This window comes from Sinorhizobium sp. 22678, from assembly GCF_052044265.1.
Lineage (GTDB): Bacteria > Pseudomonadota > Alphaproteobacteria > Rhizobiales > Rhizobiaceae > Sinorhizobium > Sinorhizobium meliloti_A.
Genome location: NZ_JBQEMS010000020.1, coordinates 1 through 18,575, shown reverse-complemented (window position 1 = coordinate 18,575; position 18,575 = coordinate 1). Strand labels below are relative to the sequence as shown.

Here is an 18,575-nt window from a genome sequence, read left to right as displayed (position 1 = left end):
GGCAATTTCCAACCGCTTGCGACGTCTTATACAAAAGTCGAAGAAGACGCCGCGACACGGTCGCTGGACATGCATTATCGATTATGTATGGTGCACGTGTGCCGCGGTGCGCGAAGCCTTCGCGGGCTTCGGCGTTGTCGGCACTAACGAGGAGGAAAGAGACCTTGCGACGTCCCGGATGGGCGGACGGGGGCTCGATGGGCAGTGACGCGGCCGATCCGTGTCGCACTGCTCATGGCGGGAACAGGGAGGAACCATGGATCGCCGTTCATTCATCAAACATGCGAGCATCGGCGGCCTGGGTGCGGCTGCTGCATCGACGCTGGCTGCGCCGGCCGTTGCGCAGACCAATCCGAAGGTCACCTGGCGCTTGACGTCGTCCTTCCCGAAATCGCTGGATACGATCTATGGCGGCGCGGAAGTGCTGTCGAAATACGTGTCCGAAGCTACCGACGGAAATTTTCAGATCCAGGTCTTCGCCGCCGGCGAAATCGTCCCGGGCCTGCAGGCAGCGGATGCGGCGGCTGCCGGGACCGTCGAGGCGTGCCATACGGTAGCCTATTATTACTGGGGTAAGGATCCTACCTGGGCGCTGGGCGCTGCCGTGCCCTTCGCACTCAATGCCCGCGGCATGAACGCCTGGCACTATCATGGCGGCGGCATCGACCTCTTCAACGAGTTTCTCGGAACCCAGGGCCTGGTCGGCTTCCCGGGCGGCAATACCGGCGTTCAGATGGGCGGCTGGTTCCGCAAGGAAATCAAGACCGTCGCCGACATGAAGGGCCTGAAGATGCGCGTCGGAGGGTTCGCCGGCAAGGTCATGGAACGCCTCGGCGTCGTTCCGCAGCAGCTCGCCGGCGGCGACATCTATCCGGCTCTCGAAAAAGGCACGATCGACGCGGCCGAATGGGTCGGTCCCTATGACGACGAGAAGCTCGGTTTCTACAAGGTCGCGCCCTATTACTACTATCCCGGCTGGTGGGAAGGCGGTCCGACCGTGCATGCCATGTTCAACAAGGCAGCCTTCGACGGCCTGCCGAAGGCTTATCAGTCGCTCCTGCGGACGGCCTGCCAGGCGACCGACGCGAACATGCTGCAGAAGTACGACTATCTCAACCCGTCCGCGATCAAGCGCCTCGTCGCGGCGGGGGCGAAGCTGAGCCCGTTCAGCCCGGAAATCCTGTCGGCCTGCTTCGACGAGTCCAACAAGGTTTACGCGGAAATGGAAGCGTCGAACGCGCCATTCAAGAAGATCTGGGAATCGATCAAAGCCTTCCGCGCGGAGTATTTCCTCAACGCACAGATTGCGGAATACAACTACGACACCTTCATGATGATCCAGCAGCGGAACGGCAAGATCTGACGCTGCGCTGAGGGGCACTTTTTCGAAATTGCCCCTCATCCCGCTGCCGCGACCTTCTCCCCGTTTGACGGGGAGAAGGGACTAGCTGCAGGTGAGTTGCTTCCCATTAAGCCATTTGAGGACCGGAACATTGCCGCGGGTCCCCTTCGGCCCGCTTGCGTGCAGGCTTTCCGTCGTGGCCTTTTATGAAAGTGCGCCGATCCAGCTCACGCGACCTGCCGCTTCTTTCGAAGGAAGTAAGCCAAGGCTGCAATCAGGACGGTGCCTACGATGAACAGGAATGCGGCGGCAGCAATGGCGGGGCTGATGTTCTCGCGGATCGTGGAGAACATCTGCCGTGCAACGGTTCTCTGGTTGGGACCCGCGACGAACAGGGTCAGCACCACCTCATCCAGCGAGGTCGCAAACGCGAAGACTGCTCCTGAAATGATTCCGGGCATGGCCAAAGGCAGTGTAACCGTCTTGAGGACGACCGTCGGCGACGCCCCGAGGCTGGCCGCAGCGTTTTCAAGGCGACGGTCTATGCCCTGTAGGGCGGCCGTGACGTTCACCACCACGAACGGGATGGCGATCACCGTATGAGCTACGATCACTCCCAAATAGGTATTCGCGAGCCCATACTGGGCGAACATCAACTGCATACCGACGCCCAGCACCACCGCTGGAACCACCATCGGAAGCAGGAACACCGTGCGGAAAAAACCGAACAGGAGCGATACGGATTTTCCGCGAAGCCCAAGCGAGGCGACCGTGCCCAGCACGGTGGCAAGCACCGTCGTTCCTGCTCCGATGATCAGGCTGTTGATAATCGAGCGCCGCCAGGCGTCGGCAGTGAACAATTCATCGAACCACCTCAACGAAAAGTCAGGGATCGGATAGTTGAGGAACACGCTGTCGGTGAAGGCCAGCGGCAGGATCGCAAATAACGGGGCCATGAGAAAGATGACGACGGCCGAGCCGAATATCGCCTTGGACAGGGAAAGCGTCCTCATGCCCTTGCCTCCTCGGATGAGAGCCGCAGGTAGACGACGTAAAGGATGATCGTTGCGGTCAGGAGAACGATCCCGAGCGCGCCTGCCATGCCCCAGTTGGCCGCGCCCGTTGCATAGTAGGCGATCACGGCGCTGATCATCTGATCCTTTGCGCCGCCGATCAGTGCAGGTGTGATGTAATACCCAAGAGCGCTCATGAACACGAGCAGCGATCCGGACACGACGCCTCGCAGGCTGAGTGGCAAAAGCACCGAAAGGAATGATCGGAAAGGTGACGCGCCAAGTGAGGCCGCGGCTGGCATCAGATTCTTGGGAATGCCGATCAAAACACTGAAGATCGGCAATACCATGAAGGGAAGCAGGACATGGGTCATGGCGATGACGACGCCTAACCGATTAAAGATCAAAGGCAATGGCCCGTCCGTCAGGCCGATTGCCTGGAGCGTCATATTGATCAGACCATTGTCTTGCAGAATGATGTACCAGGCGGCCGTTCTGACGAGCAGCGATGTCCAAAGCGGGAGCAGAACCGCTCCAAGCAGGAGTTGACGCCTCCAGCCAGTGGTCGAGGCGGCCACCATCGCGAAGGGCAAGCCGATCAAAACGGTGCAGACGGTCACCATGCCCGCCATGACCATGGTGCGAAGCAGCGTTTCGCGGTTTGCCGAGGTACCGGCCGGCGCGTCGACCACATTGCCATTCTTGTCACGCGTCAGGTCGACAGCCGCAAGAAGATTTCGGTCGGTGACAGGCGAGCTTGCGGCGTCCTGGACTGCAATCCAGAATGCCGGGTCGTTCCATCGCCGATCGACGGAGGTGAGGTCACCGAGGCTAGGGTCATCGGCAACTGCCGTCCTGGTCTTGCTCATCAATGTTCGAAAACCCGACTTCGCGCTGTTCAGCCGTCGAACTAGGTCACCAAACAATTCGTCGTCCTGTATTCCCTGAATGTCTACGACCAGCGCTCTCTGCGCCTCCGCCGGCGGAGCGCTAGAGCGGTCCCATCCGTCGAGGGCAGCAGCTACGGTAGGTAGCGCGCGAGACGCGACGGGATCGGAAACGGCGGTCTTCATCATGGTTCCCAAAGGGACGACGAAAAAGAACAGAAGGAATAGCGCAAGGGGCGCAATCAGGACGAACGATTTGGCATGCTGCAGGAACCGGGAGCGTTGCTTCATGCGACGATCCAGCATTGTTCGGGTGAGAACGAGGCGACCGCCTCATCACCGATCCGAGGCGTGGTTGTTTTCCTGGTAGACTTGATGACGAGAGACCCGTTTGCCGCCTCGACGACGACCTGCAGGTGGTCACCGCGATAGACCACGTCAGACACCCTGACCTTCAATTCATTCCTCGACCCGTCGGAAGAACCGAGTTCGATGCGCTCGGGCCGGACCGAGACTTTCACGTGCTTGCCCGGTTCGTGCTTTGCGGCTGACGCGACCTGGAGTTGCTGGCCGCCATCGACCGCAATACCCAGCAAACCGTTTTCGGACGTCGTCACTTTGCCGCTGAGCAAGTTGGTTTCGCCAATGAATTCGGCGACGAATTGCGTCGTCGGACGGTCATAAATTTCGGAAGGCGTGCCGATCTGCTCGATCTTTCCGTGATTGAAAATGGCGATTCTGTCCGACATCGTCAGCGCTTCGGCCTGATCATGTGTCACGAAAACAATGGTCAGACCCAATCGATGATGGATATTGCGAATGTCCATCTGCATCTGCTCGCGAAGCTTTTTGTCCAGGGCCCCGAGCGGTTCGTCCATAAGGACCACTTCAGGTTCGAAGACGAGCGCTCGCGCCAGCGCTACACGCTGCTGCTGACCGCCCGACAGCTGGATCGGCCGCCTGTCGTGGAACGCCCCGAGTTGGACCATATCGAGAGCCTTGCCGATGCGATCGACGATTTCACCGCGGGACACCCGACGCATCTTGAGCGGAAACGCTACATTCTCCGCAACTGTCATATGGGGAAACAGAGCGTAGTTCTGGAAAACCACGCCCATGTTCCGTCTATGGGGCGGCAGTGCATCGACCCGCTTGCCCCTGACGGAAATTGATCCGCTGGTGGGGGCCTCGAAGCCGGCCAACATCATCAGAAGTGTAGTCTTGCCTGAACCGGATGGTCCGAGCATGCTGACAAACTCGCCCTTCTCGATAGCCAGGTCCAGTTTATCGACGACGGTCATGGCGCCGAACGCTTTGCTGACTTTGTCGAAGTGAATGAATGCGTTGCCCATCGTCACCTACGCAAAATGGAGGAGGGCCACCCCCCAAACGATCAAAGGGTTATGTTGCCCCATCGATCGGGGCAACAGAGCGGCGGTAAATTAACTGAGACGATCGCCTACTGAGCCAGCCAGGCGTTGAAACGCTGGGTGAGCTCTTCCGAGTTGTCTGTCCAGAAGTCTACGTCGAGAGCGACGGCACCATTCAGGTTCTCTTCCGTCGTCGGCAGCTCCTTCTGGAACTGTTCCGGGACGAGCTTGGTCGCACCAAGGTTCGGAAGCCCGTATGCGATATACTCCGGAAGCTTCGCCTGATTTTCGGCCTTGCTCGCGTAGGCGATGAAGTCCATGCCGGCGTCCTTGTTCGGGCTATCCTTCAGGATTACCCAGCTGTCGATTGCATAGACGCTGCCGGGGAAAACGAAACCGAACTTCTTGCCCTCGCTGCGATTGATCCCGCTGATGCGGCCGTTATATGCGGACGTCATGACGACCTGGCCGGAAGATAGCAGCTGGAGTGGTTGTGCCCCAGCGTCCCACCACGTGATATCCGCCTTCAGTTCATCTAGTTTCTTGAATGCGCGATCAACGCCGCCTTCGCCGCTCAGAACGTCGTAAACCTGGTCCGCAGGGACGCCATCTGCCATCAAGGCGAACTCAAGCGCATATTTGGGCCCCTTGCGCAGGCCGCGTTTACCCGGGAATTTCTTCGTATCCCAGAAATCGGCCCAGGTCTTCGGAGCTTCCGCCAGCTTGTCACCATCGTAGGACAGGCCGGTCGACCAGACGATATTGCCGACACCGCAGTCGCTGACGGCCGCCGGGAGATAAGCCTCCTTCCCGCCCATCTTCTGCCAGTCGATCTTTTCGTAGATGCCGTCGGCGCAACCAAGAGCCAACTCTTCGGCTTCGACTTCGACGACATCCCAGTTCGGCACGCCGGCCTTCACCTTGGCCTGCAATACGCCGTATCCGCCCTCCCAGCTTTCATCGAGAACGGGCTTTCCAGTTTCCTTCCCGAATGTCTCGAAGAAGATTTTTCTTTGCGCGTCCTGGAAATTCCCACCCCAGGATACGACCGTCAGGTCGCGTGATTGCGCACCGACGACGCTCGTCGTCAGGACGCTAGAGGCAATGACAGCAGCTTTAAGGATTTTCATCGAGCCCTCCCCATCAGTGTTTTCGACTGCACGATACAAAGCAGTTTTCAGGGGTTTGGGAAGGGCACTAACCGCTCTGGTCACTATTCTCACCACTCGGATCGGGTGACGCCTGCGTCAATAGGTTGGCGGCGTAATCGCGCTCACTATTTCGCTCGGGCCATCGTGGACGTTGCGGAATCGATGCGGAAGCCGACTATCGAAATAGTAGCCGTCACCCGCGCCCAAGATACGCTTCTGGTTGCCCACCGTCACCTCGACGGCTCCGGACAGAACCATGCCGGCCTCCTGTGCCGCATGGGTGAATTCCTCGCCGGTATCTGCGCCGATCGCGTAACGCTCATGGAGCATAAGCATCTGCCTGTTCGGATGGTCCAGACCAATGACGCGGTAGGAAATCGTGTCAGCCTTTCCAATCTCGATGAGGTCGGCCGAGGAATAGAACGGCGTATATGGAAGACTCGATTGCAGGTCGGAAAAGAAGCCGGGCAACGTCGTGCCCAGGGCGTCGAGGACCGCGCCGAGCGTGTCGATCGACGGGCTCATTCGGTCTCGCTCGATCAATGAGATCGTAGAATGTGAAATGCCCGACCGCGCAGCCAGTTCTCTGACACCCAAGTCTCGCCTCCGGCGCAGTTCACGAAGTTTGCTTCCGATTTTCGGCATTCGTCGATTCCTTGATCTGATCGGTTCGCCCCAGCATGGCACCCCCGGCGCGCGCTTCCTACGTCCGGAGATCGTCGGGCGCGCAAAGTGGTGAGAATACTGAACGGGTGGTTTGCGGGCAATTGCCCGTCTGCCGCGGTTCCACGATGCTGAGACACCACCGCACACAGGAGATTTTAATGACATCGCGTCTCGCCGCATTGAATGACAGGTTCATCCAGATCAAGAAGCCTACCCGTGACGCCGTCTCCGACACGGCTCCGGTCGAGAAGACGGTCAAGGATATCATCGCAAATGTGCGTGAGCGTGGTGACGCCGCTGTTCGCGAATACTCCGCAGCCTTCGATAAAGTGGAGCTTGAAAAGTTCGAAGTAAGCGAAGAAGAGAGGCTGAAGGCCGTAGCGGAACTCGATCCGCAGACCCGCGAAGACACCGAATTCGCGATCGCGAACGTCCGCGCCTTTGCCGAAGCTCAGCTCAAGACCATCCTCCCGCTTGAAATCGAGACACTGCCGGGTCTGCACCTCGGCCACCGCGTCATCCCGATCGAAGTCGTGGGGTGCTACGTGCCTGGCGGTCGTTATCCTCTCCTGTCGGCGCCGGTCATGACCATCGTACCGGCTAAGGTCGCCGGCTGCGACCAGGTAATCGCCTGCCTCCCGCCAAACGCACACCCGGCCATGATCGCCGGCTGCCATCTGTCAGGTGCCGATCGCATCTTCCGTGTAGGCGGAGCCCAGGCAATCGCAGCAATGGCATCAGGCACCGAGTCAATCCCGGCGGTCGACAAGATCGTTGGCCCCGGCAACGCATTCGTCAACGAAGCCAAGCGCCAGGTGTTTGGTCAAGTCGGCATCGACCAGCTTGCCGGCCCGAGCGAAATCTTCATCGTCGCCGACGAAACCGGCAACGCTGCTATGATCGCAACCGACCTCCTTGCGCAGGCAGAACACGATGTTCGCACCCGCGTCGGTCTGATCACGACCGACCGCAAGCTCGCGGAAGCTACCCTGGTCGAAGTCGAAAGGCAGTTGCAGGACCTCTCGACTGCCGATGTCGCGTCGGTAGCCTGGAAGGATTATGGGGAGATCACCGTCTGCGAAGACGAAGCAGCGATGATCGCCTATTCAGACTACATCGCAGCCGAGCATCTTCAGGTTCACACCCGTGATCCGCAGGCCACCGCCAAGAAGCTCCGCAACTACGGTTCACTCTTCATCGGCGAACTGGCCAGCGTGGTTTACTCCGACAAGTGCTGCGGCACCAATCACACCCTTCCGACCATGGCCGCTGGCCGGTATACGGGTGGGCTCTGGGTCGGCTCCTACGTCAAAATCTGCACGCATCAATGGTTGGATGAACGCGGCGTTGCCGCGGTCGCTCCTGCCGCTGTACGGCAGAGCGCTACAGAACGGCTCGAAGGCCATCGCCGCGCAGCTGCTCTGAGGCTCAGCCCCCGGCAATTCGCTGCCGATTGATCCGTCCTTCCAAATGGAATGCTGCAAAGAAGCCACCCGGCCGCTGCCGGCTGGCTTCTTTGTATCGGCCAACGGTAAGCCGTCGGCCTGCTTGTGGATCGCACTTCAGTTGAACGACGGCGGTGCGCTGAGATCGGAAGCCGGGTTGTTCTGCTGCGGCGCCGTATTCGGTTGGGCCGGCTGCTGGCCAGCCCCGTCGAGCGGGCTGCCGCTTGGCAGCTGCAAGCCGCCGGGAAGACCGAGGCCGCCGCGGTTGTCGGGCAAGGTCAGGCCGCCTCCGCCGTTGCCGAAGCCCGGAACTTCGATCTTTATCGTCGACGGATCGACGCCGGTGCCGCTGCCTTTGTAATGCAGCACCATCTGCGGGAACATGAGTGTGAGCGCAATCATGATGATCTGTATGCCGACGAAAGGCACTGCGCCCCAATAGATCTGCCCCGTCGTCACCGGCTCCATCTTCTTGCCGGTCACCTTGTCGAGATAGGGCACCCGGGCTGCGACTGAGCGCAGGTAGAAGAGTGCGAAACCGAAGGGCGGATGCATGAAGCTCGTCTGCATGTTGATGCCGAGCAGCACGCCGAACCAGATCAGATCGATGCCCAGCTTGTCGGCCGCCGGTGCGAGCAGCGGCACGATGATGAAAGCGAGCTCGAAGAAATCGAGGAAGAACGCCAGGAAGAAGACGAGCACGTTGACGGCGATCAGGAAACCGATCTCGCCGCCCGGGAGCGCGGTCAGCAGATGTTCCACCCAGAGGTGTCCGTTGACGCCGTAGAAGGTGAGCGAAAAGACCCGGGCGCCGATCAGGATGAACAGCACGAAGGCGGAGAGCCGTGTCGTGGAGGCGAGCGCGGCGCGGACGACCTCCATGTTCAGCCGGCCCTTGGCCGCAGCCATGACAAGGGCACCGACGGCTCCCATGGCTCCGCCTTCGGTCGGGGTGGCGATGCCGAGGAATATGGTGCCGAGAACCAGGAAGATCAGGGCCAGCGGCGGGATCAGCACGATGATCACCTGCTGGGCCAGACGCGAAAGCGCGTTGATCTTGAGCGCCCTGTCGGCGAGGGCGACCAGATAGATGAATATGGTACCCACCGTCGCTCCGAGGATGTCCGCGTTTTCACCCTGTGTCGGCGAAAGATAGACGTGTGCCGCATAGGCGATTGCGCAGGCGACCAGGAGCGCGATCGCAAGCGAGGTGACGCCGGACCCGAGGGTGCGCGCTTCCAAAGGCAGCGCCGGCATGGAGTGCCGCTTCACGAAGGTCATCAGCAGGATGTAGCCCATATAGAGCCCGGTCAGAACGAGACCGGGGATGAGGGCGCCGGCATACATGTCGCCGACCGAGCGGCCGAGCTGGTCGGCAAGAACGATCAGCACGAGCGACGGCGGGATGATCTGCGCGAGCGTGCCGGATGCAGCAATGACGCCGGTGGCGATGCGGCGGTCATAGCCGTAGCGCAGCATGATCGGCAGCGAGATCAGACCCATGGCGATCACGGAAGCCGCAACGACGCCGGTGGTGGCCGCAAGAAGCGCGCCCACGAAGATGACAGCGTAGGCAAGCCCCCCGCGCACGGGACCGAAGAGCTGGCCGATCGTGTCGAGAAGATCCTCGGCCATGCCCGACCGTTCGAGCACTATGCCCATGAAGGTGAAGAAGGGGATGGCGAGAAGCGTGTCGTTCGACATGACCCCCCAGAACCGTTCCGGCAGTGCGTTCAGCAGGGGCCAGGAAAGATTGATGGAATCCGACAAGGGCGCGAGTTCGACGCCGATGATGAAGAAGAGGAGACCGTTGGCGGCAAGCGAGAAGGCGACCGGATATCCGAGCAGCAGGAACACGATCAGCGACACGAACATGATCGGCGCCAGGTTTTCAGCGACGAACTCGATCATGAGCGGGCCTCCGGCGATACCGTGTCATCGAGCGGTGCATGAGCCGGAACGTAAGGCGTCGGATCGTCCATGTTTCCGGTCATGATCGCGATCTTCTTGATGATTTCGGATACGCCCTGCAGGGCGAGAAGAACGAAGCCGATCAGCAGGATCGCTTTCGCCGGCCATAGGATGAGCCCGCCGGCGCTCGAGGAAAGTTCGCCCGAAACATAGGACATCCGTACGTAGGGCACGAGGTAATACAGCATGAGAAGCACGAAGGGCATCAGGAAGAAGACGTGTCCGAAGAGGTCGATCCAGTGCTGCACGCGGCGCGAGAACATTCCGTAGACGACATCGATGCGGATGTGCTCGTTCTGGCTCAGCGTGTAGGCGGCAGCGAACATGAAGGCGGCGCCGAAGAGATACCACTGCGCCTCCAGCCATGCATTGGACGACATGTTGAACACTTTTCGGATGACGGCGTTGCCGGCGCTCACGAGCACGGCCACCAGAATAAGCCAAGAGACCGCCTTGCCGATCTTTTCGGTAATGGCGTCGATCAATCGGCTGAAGCCGAGTAACGGTTTCATCGAGTTCCTCCCCGCAATGGTTTTTGTTTTTTTGCCAAGCACAGGCAGAGTGCCCATTTCAAGCCTGCTTTCAAGTGCGATGGCCGATTTTCCGGGATAGGGGCGGGGTCTCAGACGAAAGTCGAATACCGTCCACCGGCGAATGATCAAAACTTAGGCACGCAGGCGCGCTTCCCGCCGATGTTCCGCCGCAGCTTTCGTGGAAAATGAAGCCCGCGCAGGGGATTTCAGGCGATTCGACAGGTGGCAATCTGCCGGGATGCCGGTCTGGGAACGCTGCGCGAAAGGTCTTGAAAAGACGGTGAGCTTGGGGCTGGATGCGGCACCGCGAAGAGGGAGATGCAAGAGATGAACGCGACGATCCGGAACCCGATCCTGCCCGGTTTCAATCCGGACCCGTCTATCTGTCGGGTCGGCGAAGACTATTACATCGCGACCTCGACATTCGAATGGTACCCCGGCGTGCAGATTCACCATTCGCGCGATCTCGTGAACTGGCGACTCGTGCGCCGTCCGCTCGAACGCGCAAGTCAGCTCGACATGCGCGGCAACCCCGACAGTTGCGGCGTATGGGCTCCGTGCCTCTCCTATTGCGACGGGCTGTTCTGGCTCGTCTATACCGACGTCAAACGCCTGGACGGCAACTTCAAGGATGCCCACAACTACATCGTGACGGCGGAAGCGGTCGAGGCCACCTGGTCCGATCCGGTCTATGTCAATTCGTCGGGATTCGATCCGTCGCTCTTCCATGACGACGATGGCCGCAAATGGTTTCTCAACATGAAGTGGAACCACCGCTCCGAAAGCTTCGGCGGTTCGCCCAAAAGCCCCGCTTTCGACGGTATCCTGCTGCAGGAATGGGACGAGCGAACCCGCAAGCTCGTAGGCCCGGCGAAGAACATCTTCGCCGGCAGTCCGCTCGGCCTCGTCGAAGGGCCGCATCTCTTCAGACGCGACGGTTGGTATTACCTGACTGTCGCCGAGGGAGGAACAGGTTACGACCACGCCGTGGGCATGGCGCGGTCCCGCACCATCGACGGACCTTACGAGATGCACCCGAATGTTCATCTCATCACATCCAAGGGTCACCCGGAGGCGGCTCTGCAACGCGCGGGGCACGGGCAATATGTCGAGACGCCGGACGGCCAAGCCTATCATACGCATCTTTGCGGCCGGCCGCTGCCGCCGCAGCGACGCTGCACGCTCGGCCGCGAGACTGCGCTGCAGAAATGCGTCTGGCGGGAGGACGGATGGCTCTATCTCGAAAATGGCGGCCCGGTTCCCGAGGTGACCGTGCCCGCGCCGGGAGCCGCAGGAACCGTCGCTGAGCGTGTCCTTTTTGAAACGGACTTCGACGAGCAGGTGCTTCCGCCGGAGTTCCAGTGGCTGCGCACCCCGGTCCCGGAGCGGATATTCTCGTTAACCGCCCGGACCGGGCATCTCCGGCTCTTCGGCCGCGAGAGCATCGGCAGCTGGTTCGAGCAGGCGCTGGTGGCGCGGCGGCAGGAACATCATTCCTTCCGCGTGGAAGCCGTCGTCGATTTCGCTCCTGACACCTATCAGCAGGTCGCGGGTCTCACGCATTATTATAACCGGCACAAGTTCCATGCCCTCGGCGTCACACGGCACGAAACCCTCGGACGTACCCTCACCGTACTCTCCTGTCCGGGCGATTTTCCGAACGGGCGGTTGACCTATCCGGTCGGCAGCGGGATCGCCGTACCCGACGGTCCAATTCATCTCGCCATGGAGGTGAGAGACAACGATCTCCAGTTCTTTTGGCGAGGGGCGGACCAGGCACAATGGCTGACCATCGGGCCGGTGCTCGACGCCGGCGTGATTTCGGACGAAGGTGGGCGCGGCGAGCACGGTTCCTTCACGGGGGCGTTCGCCGGCATCTTCGCTTTCGATATCTCGGGTTGCGCGATGCCTGCCGATTTCGACCGGTTCCGTTACCAGGCGCTTAGCGTTTGAATGCGGAAAGTTTATGAGAGAGCTCTTATAAGCATCGGTAATCATTACTTATTTGTAATGTCAGGCTTCATATTCGGTTCAGGAAGGAAGGCTTAGTTTCGGGGGGTAATAACGAAAGGAAAACCCCATGAAACGCCTTCTGATCGCGCTCGTCGCCAGCTCGTTCCTCGCCACTCCGATGGCGCTTGCTCAGCCGGCCGGCTCCTTCGAGCTTGCGCAGGCGCATGATCGCAATCGCCACAGGCACATCGATCGTCATGTCGAGAAACGTGTCGACCGACACGTCGAGAAGCATGTCGAAAAGCGCGTGATCGTCAAAAAGCACCGCTGGGCGCGCGGCCACAGGCTGAGCCCGTCCGAGCGGCGCCACATGGCCTATGTCCGCGACTACCGTCGCTACAAGCTGCGGCCGCCGCCACGGGGCCAGCAATGGGTGCGCGTCGACAATGACTTTCTGCTGATCAGCCTCGCAACGGGCGTGATCGCAGGCCTCGCATCGGCCTATTGACCTTGCGTGTTCCTTTTTAAGGACCCCGATTTTTCCCTCATCCCTGTGACGAGCACAGGGATGAGGCGAGCAAACAAGCGGCGGCGGTGGCCCGAATCTCAACAGGCCTTAGCTCGCCGAAGATAGGCATTCCTTCAGCGAGACGCCGATGTTTTCCATCATCTGGAAGTAGAGATCCGGTCCGGCCTCGAGGGTGCCGGCTTCCGGATCGAGCGTGCCGGATTTCGCCGGCGTGCCTTCGATGACGACACTGACGAGCTTGGGCTCGAACTGCGGCTCGGCGAAGACGCAGGTCGCGCCCAATTCCTTGATCTTCGCGCGGATCTCGGAGAGCCGTTCCGCGCCGGGCAGCACTTCCGGGCTGACGGTGATCGAACCGGCGACGCGCACCTTGTAGCGGTTCTCGAAATACTGATAGGCATCGTGGAAGACTACGAAAGGCTTGTCCTTGATTGCAGCCACCGTCTCGGCGAGACCCTTGTCGAGAGCGTCGATCCGCTCGTTGAACCTCTCCAGATTGGCCTTGTAGGTGGCGGCGTTGGACGGATCGGCCGCGGCCAAAGTCTTCTCGATCTCCGTCGCCATGGCCTTGGCGTTCATCGGATCGAGCCACATATGCATGTCGAATTCGCCTTCTGCATGATGATGATCGTCATGCTTATCGGCATGCTCGGCACCGTCCGCTTCGCCGGCATGGGCATCGCCATGATCTTCGTGGCCGGCTTCCCCGCCGTGCCCCTCTTCCCCGTGATCATGCCCCTCGAAGGCGCCGCCCTCGCGGAACTTCAGCTTCTCCAGCCCGGGAGCCTCGCCGAGTTCGACCACCTGGGCACCTGTGCCGAGCGTATCAAGCGGCTTGTCGAGGAAAGCCTCCAGGCCTGGTCCGACCCAGAACACGACCTTTGCCGCCTGCAGTGCCGCGGCGTTCGACGGCTTCATGGTGTAGGTATGAGGGGAGGCGCCGCCCTCGACGATGAGCGAGGGTTCGCCGACGCCCTGCATGATCGAGGCGACCAGCGAATGGACCGGCTTGATCGAGACGACCACATTGGGCGCCTCCGCAAATGCGGGGGAGGCAAGGAGAAGCGTCGAGGCGAACAGGAGGGCAGTCGTCGAATTCATCGTTTTCTCCGAATTGTCCGGTTGCTGCAGCCGGCGTTTACGGCCGGACATTGCTTGAAACGGCGTTGTTATGTTATTACATCAATTGCGTTATGCTATAACGTGTGCGATAGCCAGTGGCAACCACCAGCCGGAACTTTTTGATGTTGAACTTCCGATCACCAGAAACGACGCCCTTGGTCAGCCTCGCCAATGCCGGAGTGCGGCGAAACGGCAGATGGCTGGTGCGCGGCGTCGATTTTTCGATCAGCCGCGGCGAGATCGTCACCCTCATAGGGCCGAACGGTTCGGGAAAATCGACGACGGCGAAGACGGCGATCGGGGTTCTCAAGCCAGATGAGGGACACGTCGACCGGCTCGCAGGGCTGAAGGTCGGCTATGTGCCGCAGAAGCTTGCCGTCGACTGGACGCTGCCGCTGACGGTGGAGCGGCTGATGACGCTGACGGGCCCGCTCAAGGGGCGAGAGATCGAAGAGTCGCTCGCAGCGACGGGCATGCTGCACATGGCGAAGGCCGAGGTGCAGCACCTTTCGGGTGGCGAGTTCCAGCGGGCGCTGCTTGCCCGGGCGATCGCCCGCAAACCCGACCTGCTGGTCCTGGACGAGCCGGTGCAGGGAGTCGATTTTTCCGGGGAGATAGCCCTCTACGAATTGATCAAGCAGATCCGCAACCGCACCGGCTGCGGTATCCTGCTCATTTCCCACGATCTCCATATCGTCATGGCGGAAACCGATACGGTCGTCTGTCTCAACGGCCACGTCTGCTGTCGCGGAACGCCGCAGGTGGTGAGCCAGAGTCCGGAATATCTCAAACTCTTCGGCCGCCGGGCCGCCGGCGCGCTTGCGGTTTACAGTCATCACCACGACCATACGCACCTCCCGGACGGGCGGGTGCTGCATGCCGACGGCAGCATCACCGAAAGCTGCTTCCCGGACGACGGCCACCATCATGACGAAGAGGCCGACAACATTCACGATCACGATCCGGACTGCGGCTGCGGCCATCACGCGCGGCTCCAGGGTTACGGGACGGAGAAGCGCGATGCTTGACGATTTCTTCATTCGCGCGCTCGTCGCCGGAATTGGCATCGCCATGGTCGCGGGGCCGCTCGGTTGCTTCGTCATCTGGCGTCGCATGGCCTATTTCGGCGATACGATGGCACATTCGGCGCTGCTCGGGGTGGCACTCTCGCTGCTCATGGACCTCAACCTCATGGTAAGCGTGTTTATCGTCGCTTCCGTCGTCTCGGTGCTGCTTCTCTTCCTGCAGAAGCGCGGCGCGCTCTCCACCGACGCGCTGCTCGGCATTCTCTCGCACTCGGCGCTGTCGATCGGCCTCGTCATCGTCGCCTTCATGACCTGGGTCCGGATCGACCTCGTCGGCTTCCTCTTCGGCGACATCCTCGCGGTATCCCGCGCCGATATCGACATCGTCTGGGGCGGTGGCATTCTGGTGATCTTCGCACTGGTCTATCTCTGGCGGCCGTTGCTCGCATCGACCGTCAATCCGGAGCTGGCCGAAGCGGAAGGCCTCGAGCCCGAGAGGGCGCGGTTCTTCTTCATGCTGCTGATGGCTCTGGTGATTGCGATCGCCATGAAGATCGTCGGCATCCTGCTGATCACCTCGCTGCTGATCATACCGGCGGCAACCGCCCGTCGCTTCGCCTCGTCTCCGGAAGTCATGGCTGTCTACGCCTCGCTGATCGGCGCGGTCGCCGTTGCCGGCGGGCTTTTCGGCTCGCTTCACTGGGATACGCCGTCGGGACCGTCGATCGTGGTTGCCGCGCTGGTCCTTTTCGTGCTGAGTCTGTTGCCGGTCGGCCGCCGGATCGAGAGCGCCCCGCATACTTCGGATGGAGGACATCACTGATGGTTACGCCCCAACTGACCAAGAACCAGTCGCTGGTGATGGGGGCGCTGGCCCATTCGGACGGTCCGATGAGCGCCTACACCATTCTCGACAAGCTGCGCGACAATGGCTTTCGCGCACCGCTGCAGGTCTATCGCGCGCTCGACAAGCTGCTCGAATACGGGCTGGTTCATCGGCTGGAGAGCCTCAACGCCTTCGTGGCCTGCAGCTGCCCGCATGAACACGAGCACGACCACGGTGTCACGGCCTTCACCATCTGCGAAGGCTGCGGCCAGGTGACCGAGTTTCATGACGAGGTGATCGAGGATCGGCTTTCCACGCTCGTGCGCGCGCAGGAGTTCAAGACCGAGAAGACGACGATCGAGATCCGCGGACACTGCAAGAGCTGCGCGTGAGGCCGCGTATCAATCCAGCAGCGTAAGTTGGGCGGCGTAACGCTGCCAATTCTTCACATAATGTTCGGCCGAACGCTTCAATCCTTCGACGGCGGCGTCATCGAGGGTCCGCACCATCTTGGCCGGGGCGCCGACGATGAGTGAATTGTCGGGGAATTCCTTCCCCTCGGTGACCAGCGCGTTGGCGCCGACGAGGCAATTGCGGCCGATCTTCGCGCCGTTCAATATCGTCGCTCCCATGCCGATCAGCGAATTGTCGCCGATGGTGCAGCCGTGAACGATAGCCCGGTGACCGATGGTGCAGCCTTCGCCTATGGAAACCGGGTGACCGGGATCGACATGGATGATGACGGCCTCCTGGATGTTCGTGCGCGCGCCGATGCGGATCGGCTCGTTGTCGCCGCGCAGCGTCGCGCCGAACCAGATGCCGACGTCCTCGCCGAGCTCAACCTGCCCGATGATGGTTGCGTCCGGCGCCACCCAGTAGCTGCCTTCGGTCGGCGTCTGCGGTCTGAGCGGTCCTAGAGCGTAAAGCGGCATGGCGGCTGCGTCCTTTGGTCGAAGGCGGTGAATTTCGCCCTTCCGTTTCTCAAACGATGTTGACGGAGATAGCGCCGATCCCGTCGATGCCGCAGGCTACGACATCGCCTTGCGTGACGGCACCCACACCTGACGGCGTTCCGGTCATGATGATGTCGCCCGGCGCGAGAGTGAAGAGGCGGGAAAGCTCGGCGATGATCTCGGGCACCTTCCAGATCATCTGGTCGAGGTCGCCCTGTTGGCGCAGTTCGCCATTGACCTTGAGCCATATATTGCCGCTTGCGGGATGACCGATCGCGGTGACGGGGACGATCGCGGAAACCGGCGCGGAATGCTCGAACGCCTTGGCGGCCGTCCACGGCTTGCCCGCCTTCTTGGCTTCCGCCTGCAGATCCCGGCGGGTGAAGTCGATGCCGACGGCATAACCGAAGATGTGATCGGCTGCCTGCTCGACGGGAATATCCGCGCCCCCGGTGCGCATGGCGACGACCAGCTCAACCTCGTGATGAACGTCGGAAGAGCGCGTCGGATAGGGAAAATCCTCGCCCGGCGGCAGAAGATTGTCGGCGTTTTTCTGAAAGAAGAAGGGCGCCTCACGGTCCGGGTCGTGACCCATCTCGCGGGCGTGGGCCGCATAGTTGCGGCCGACACAATAGACCCGGCGCACCGGAAACCCGACGGAGCTGCCGGAGATCGGCAGCAGGACGAGGGGCGGGGGTGTCAGGGCTGTCTGCATGATCGTCCGGCTCCATCATTCGGTCTCGGTCTGGCCCGAGCGGTTCGTTCGCAGAAATCGACGCACCAGCACCGCCCCCTAGGTCAGGGCGACGCCGAAGCGAATCTGGAGAGAAGGACGTTAGCAGCCGGACGGGCTGCTGCAATAGGCAGGGCGTGAGAATGATGCCGGAGCCGTGCTCTCGGGGTCAGGCGCAGCGCGCATAGGCCTCGAGTTGGTCACGCGTGAGGAAGCGGCCGTCGGACCGCGAATTGAGTTCCGGATGACTGTATTCGAGGCTTGGTACCTGGGGAAGCTCAAGGGCCTGGCGCACGGTCATGATGCCGATTTCCTTCCGGCCGCTTTCGCGCCTCATGCTGACTTCGACGATACGATAGAGATTACGCTCTCTCATCATAGCTCTCCCGTATTATTTCTTATGTCCCTCTTTTGATGGGACCTTAAACATTCGATATTGGTTTTTGTAAGACGGAATAGAATATAACGCCGGCAGATGAAGCCTTCACGACAGAAATCGGGCGAATTCGCGAAGTTTTCACACTCATTTCGAGGCTGGACGGCGCGATTGCAAAGATCGCATTCTCATATTCGCGGATTAACACACGGGAACGGTTATATTAGAGGTTTCTTTGTTTTTCAAGCCGACCGGCCGGGTGTGACCGAATATTGCGCCGCACAAGAATTGTATTACCAATACACGGGGTCCAACTGGAGGCGCCCAGCATCGATCCACCCAGGCGGAAAATCCTCGCCAATCAGCCATCGTCATCGACAACCTCTATAACCGCAAGCGCAAAGGATCGATCAGTGTTGCGGTCGGTTGCCCGGCATATCGTGAGCTAAGGCCTATTGAAATTCGGGCAGCCCGCCGCCGCCTGTTTGATTTCCTCATTCCTGTGCTTGTCACAGGAATCCAGCCAGACCAAGTCCTTGGGCTGAAAGAACGTTTCCCGCGCCGCAGACGCGGCGCTGCTCTCATCCCTGTGACGAGCACTGTTGGGGTGGACGGCTCCCAACGGCATCGCAATGTGCCAGAGTGAGTCGTTAAGATCTCAATCGAGGGAGACCGTCCGT

The 18,575-nt window shown here is 60.6% G+C and carries 18 protein-coding genes; 7 read left to right on the top strand and 11 right to left on the bottom strand.

The window, feature by feature from the left end:
- Positions 1-256: 256 nt before the first annotated feature.
- Positions 257-1,363, top strand: a complete 1,107-nt coding sequence (locus ACTJKL_RS24285; RefSeq protein ID WP_100673719.1) for a TRAP transporter substrate-binding protein — start codon at positions 257-259, stop codon at positions 1,361-1,363.
- A 206-nt stretch (positions 1,364-1,569) separates the two neighbouring features.
- On the opposite strand, the gene ACTJKL_RS24280 is transcribed toward ACTJKL_RS24285, so the two are convergent.
- The 5 genes from ACTJKL_RS24280 to relB form a co-directional block, all read right to left on the bottom strand.
- The gene (locus tag ACTJKL_RS24280) at positions 1,570-2,355 is read right to left on the bottom strand and encodes an ABC transporter permease (RefSeq protein WP_100673718.1); all 786 of its coding nucleotides are present in this window, start codon (positions 2,353-2,355) and stop codon (positions 1,570-1,572) included.
- Complete coding sequence (locus ACTJKL_RS24275; RefSeq protein ID WP_440854016.1) at positions 2,352-3,533, bottom strand: ABC transporter permease; 1,182 nt, start codon at positions 3,531-3,533, stop codon at positions 2,352-2,354. The genes ACTJKL_RS24280 and ACTJKL_RS24275 overlap by 4 nt, the downstream gene beginning before the upstream one ends.
- The gene (locus tag ACTJKL_RS24270) at positions 3,530-4,594 is read right to left on the bottom strand and encodes an ABC transporter ATP-binding protein (protein ID WP_440854015.1); all 1,065 of its coding nucleotides are present in this window, start codon (positions 4,592-4,594) and stop codon (positions 3,530-3,532) included. Before ACTJKL_RS24270 ends, ACTJKL_RS24275 begins: the two co-directional genes overlap by 4 nt.
- 107 nt (positions 4,595-4,701) lie before the next feature.
- A complete protein-coding gene (locus ACTJKL_RS24265) occupies positions 4,702-5,742 on the bottom strand; it encodes an ABC transporter substrate-binding protein (RefSeq protein ID WP_440854014.1) in 1,041 nt (346 codons plus the stop codon).
- A gap of 117 nt (positions 5,743-5,859) precedes the next feature.
- Positions 5,860-6,408 carry a type II toxin-antitoxin system RelB family anti-toxin gene (gene relB / locus ACTJKL_RS24260; RefSeq protein WP_338283558.1) on the bottom strand — a complete coding sequence of 183 codons (549 nt, stop codon included), beginning with the start codon at positions 6,406-6,408 and terminating at the stop codon, positions 5,860-5,862.
- A gap of 179 nt (positions 6,409-6,587) precedes the next feature.
- Here relB and hisD point away from each other — a divergent pair, with 179 nt between their 5' ends.
- Positions 6,588-7,886: a histidinol dehydrogenase gene (hisD, locus tag ACTJKL_RS24255; protein ID WP_018095211.1), complete on the top strand. Its 1,299-nt coding sequence runs from the start codon at positions 6,588-6,590 to the stop codon at positions 7,884-7,886.
- Positions 7,887-7,991: 105 nt separating this feature from the next.
- Here hisD and ACTJKL_RS24250 read toward each other — a convergent pair whose 3' ends face one another.
- Both ACTJKL_RS24250 and ACTJKL_RS24245 read right to left on the bottom strand, forming a co-directional pair.
- Positions 7,992-9,785, bottom strand: a complete 1,794-nt coding sequence (locus tag ACTJKL_RS24250; RefSeq protein ID WP_440854013.1) for a TRAP transporter large permease — start codon at positions 9,783-9,785, stop codon at positions 7,992-7,994.
- Positions 9,782-10,357, bottom strand: coding sequence for a TRAP transporter small permease subunit (locus tag ACTJKL_RS24245; RefSeq protein ID WP_100673713.1), 576 nt, complete (start codon positions 10,355-10,357; stop codon positions 9,782-9,784). The genes ACTJKL_RS24250 and ACTJKL_RS24245 overlap by 4 nt, the downstream gene beginning before the upstream one ends.
- 348 nt (positions 10,358-10,705) lie before the next feature.
- Between ACTJKL_RS24245 and ACTJKL_RS24240 the strand changes: the two genes are divergently transcribed.
- Positions 10,706-12,331 carry a glycoside hydrolase family 43 protein gene (locus ACTJKL_RS24240; RefSeq protein WP_440854012.1) on the top strand — a complete coding sequence of 542 codons (1,626 nt, stop codon included), beginning with the start codon at positions 10,706-10,708 and terminating at the stop codon, positions 12,329-12,331.
- A 127-nt stretch (positions 12,332-12,458) separates the two neighbouring features.
- Positions 12,459-12,839 carry an RcnB family protein gene (locus ACTJKL_RS24235; RefSeq protein WP_275597788.1) on the top strand — a complete coding sequence of 127 codons (381 nt, stop codon included), beginning with the start codon at positions 12,459-12,461 and terminating at the stop codon, positions 12,837-12,839.
- A 108-nt stretch (positions 12,840-12,947) separates the two neighbouring features.
- Here the strand turns inward: ACTJKL_RS24235 and znuA are convergent, their stop codons facing one another.
- On the bottom strand, positions 12,948-13,961 hold the full coding sequence (znuA, locus tag ACTJKL_RS24230; RefSeq protein ID WP_100673712.1) for a zinc ABC transporter substrate-binding protein ZnuA: 1,014 nt from the start codon (positions 13,959-13,961) through the stop codon (positions 12,948-12,950).
- 143 nt (positions 13,962-14,104) lie between these two features.
- On the opposite strand from znuA, the gene ACTJKL_RS24225 reads away from it, so the two are divergent.
- The 3 genes from ACTJKL_RS24225 to ACTJKL_RS24215 are packed head-to-tail and all read left to right on the top strand — an operon-like array spanning position 14,105 to position 16,225.
- The gene (locus tag ACTJKL_RS24225) at positions 14,105-15,010 is read left to right on the top strand and encodes a metal ABC transporter ATP-binding protein (RefSeq protein ID WP_018095205.1); all 906 of its coding nucleotides are present in this window, start codon (positions 14,105-14,107) and stop codon (positions 15,008-15,010) included.
- Complete coding sequence (gene znuB / locus ACTJKL_RS24220) at positions 15,003-15,830, top strand: zinc ABC transporter permease subunit ZnuB (RefSeq protein WP_275597790.1); 828 nt, start codon at positions 15,003-15,005, stop codon at positions 15,828-15,830. Before ACTJKL_RS24225 ends, znuB begins: the two co-directional genes overlap by 8 nt.
- Entirely contained in the window at positions 15,830-16,225 is a 396-nt protein-coding gene (locus ACTJKL_RS24215; RefSeq protein WP_003536852.1) for a Fur family transcriptional regulator, read from the top strand. Before znuB ends, ACTJKL_RS24215 begins: the two co-directional genes overlap by 1 nt.
- A 9-nt stretch (positions 16,226-16,234) precedes the next feature.
- Here ACTJKL_RS24215 and ACTJKL_RS24210 read toward each other — a convergent pair whose 3' ends face one another.
- The 3 genes from ACTJKL_RS24210 to ACTJKL_RS24200 form a co-directional block, all read right to left on the bottom strand.
- The gene (locus ACTJKL_RS24210) at positions 16,235-16,765 is read right to left on the bottom strand and encodes a gamma carbonic anhydrase family protein (RefSeq protein ID WP_127712763.1); all 531 of its coding nucleotides are present in this window, start codon (positions 16,763-16,765) and stop codon (positions 16,235-16,237) included.
- A gap of 49 nt (positions 16,766-16,814) precedes the next feature.
- Positions 16,815-17,501: a fumarylacetoacetate hydrolase family protein gene (locus tag ACTJKL_RS24205; protein WP_102761302.1), complete on the bottom strand. Its 687-nt coding sequence runs from the start codon at positions 17,499-17,501 to the stop codon at positions 16,815-16,817.
- A gap of 187 nt (positions 17,502-17,688) precedes the next feature.
- The gene (locus ACTJKL_RS24200) at positions 17,689-17,898 is read right to left on the bottom strand and encodes a hypothetical protein (protein ID WP_100673707.1); all 210 of its coding nucleotides are present in this window, start codon (positions 17,896-17,898) and stop codon (positions 17,689-17,691) included.
- Positions 17,899-18,575 lie beyond the last annotated feature (677 nt).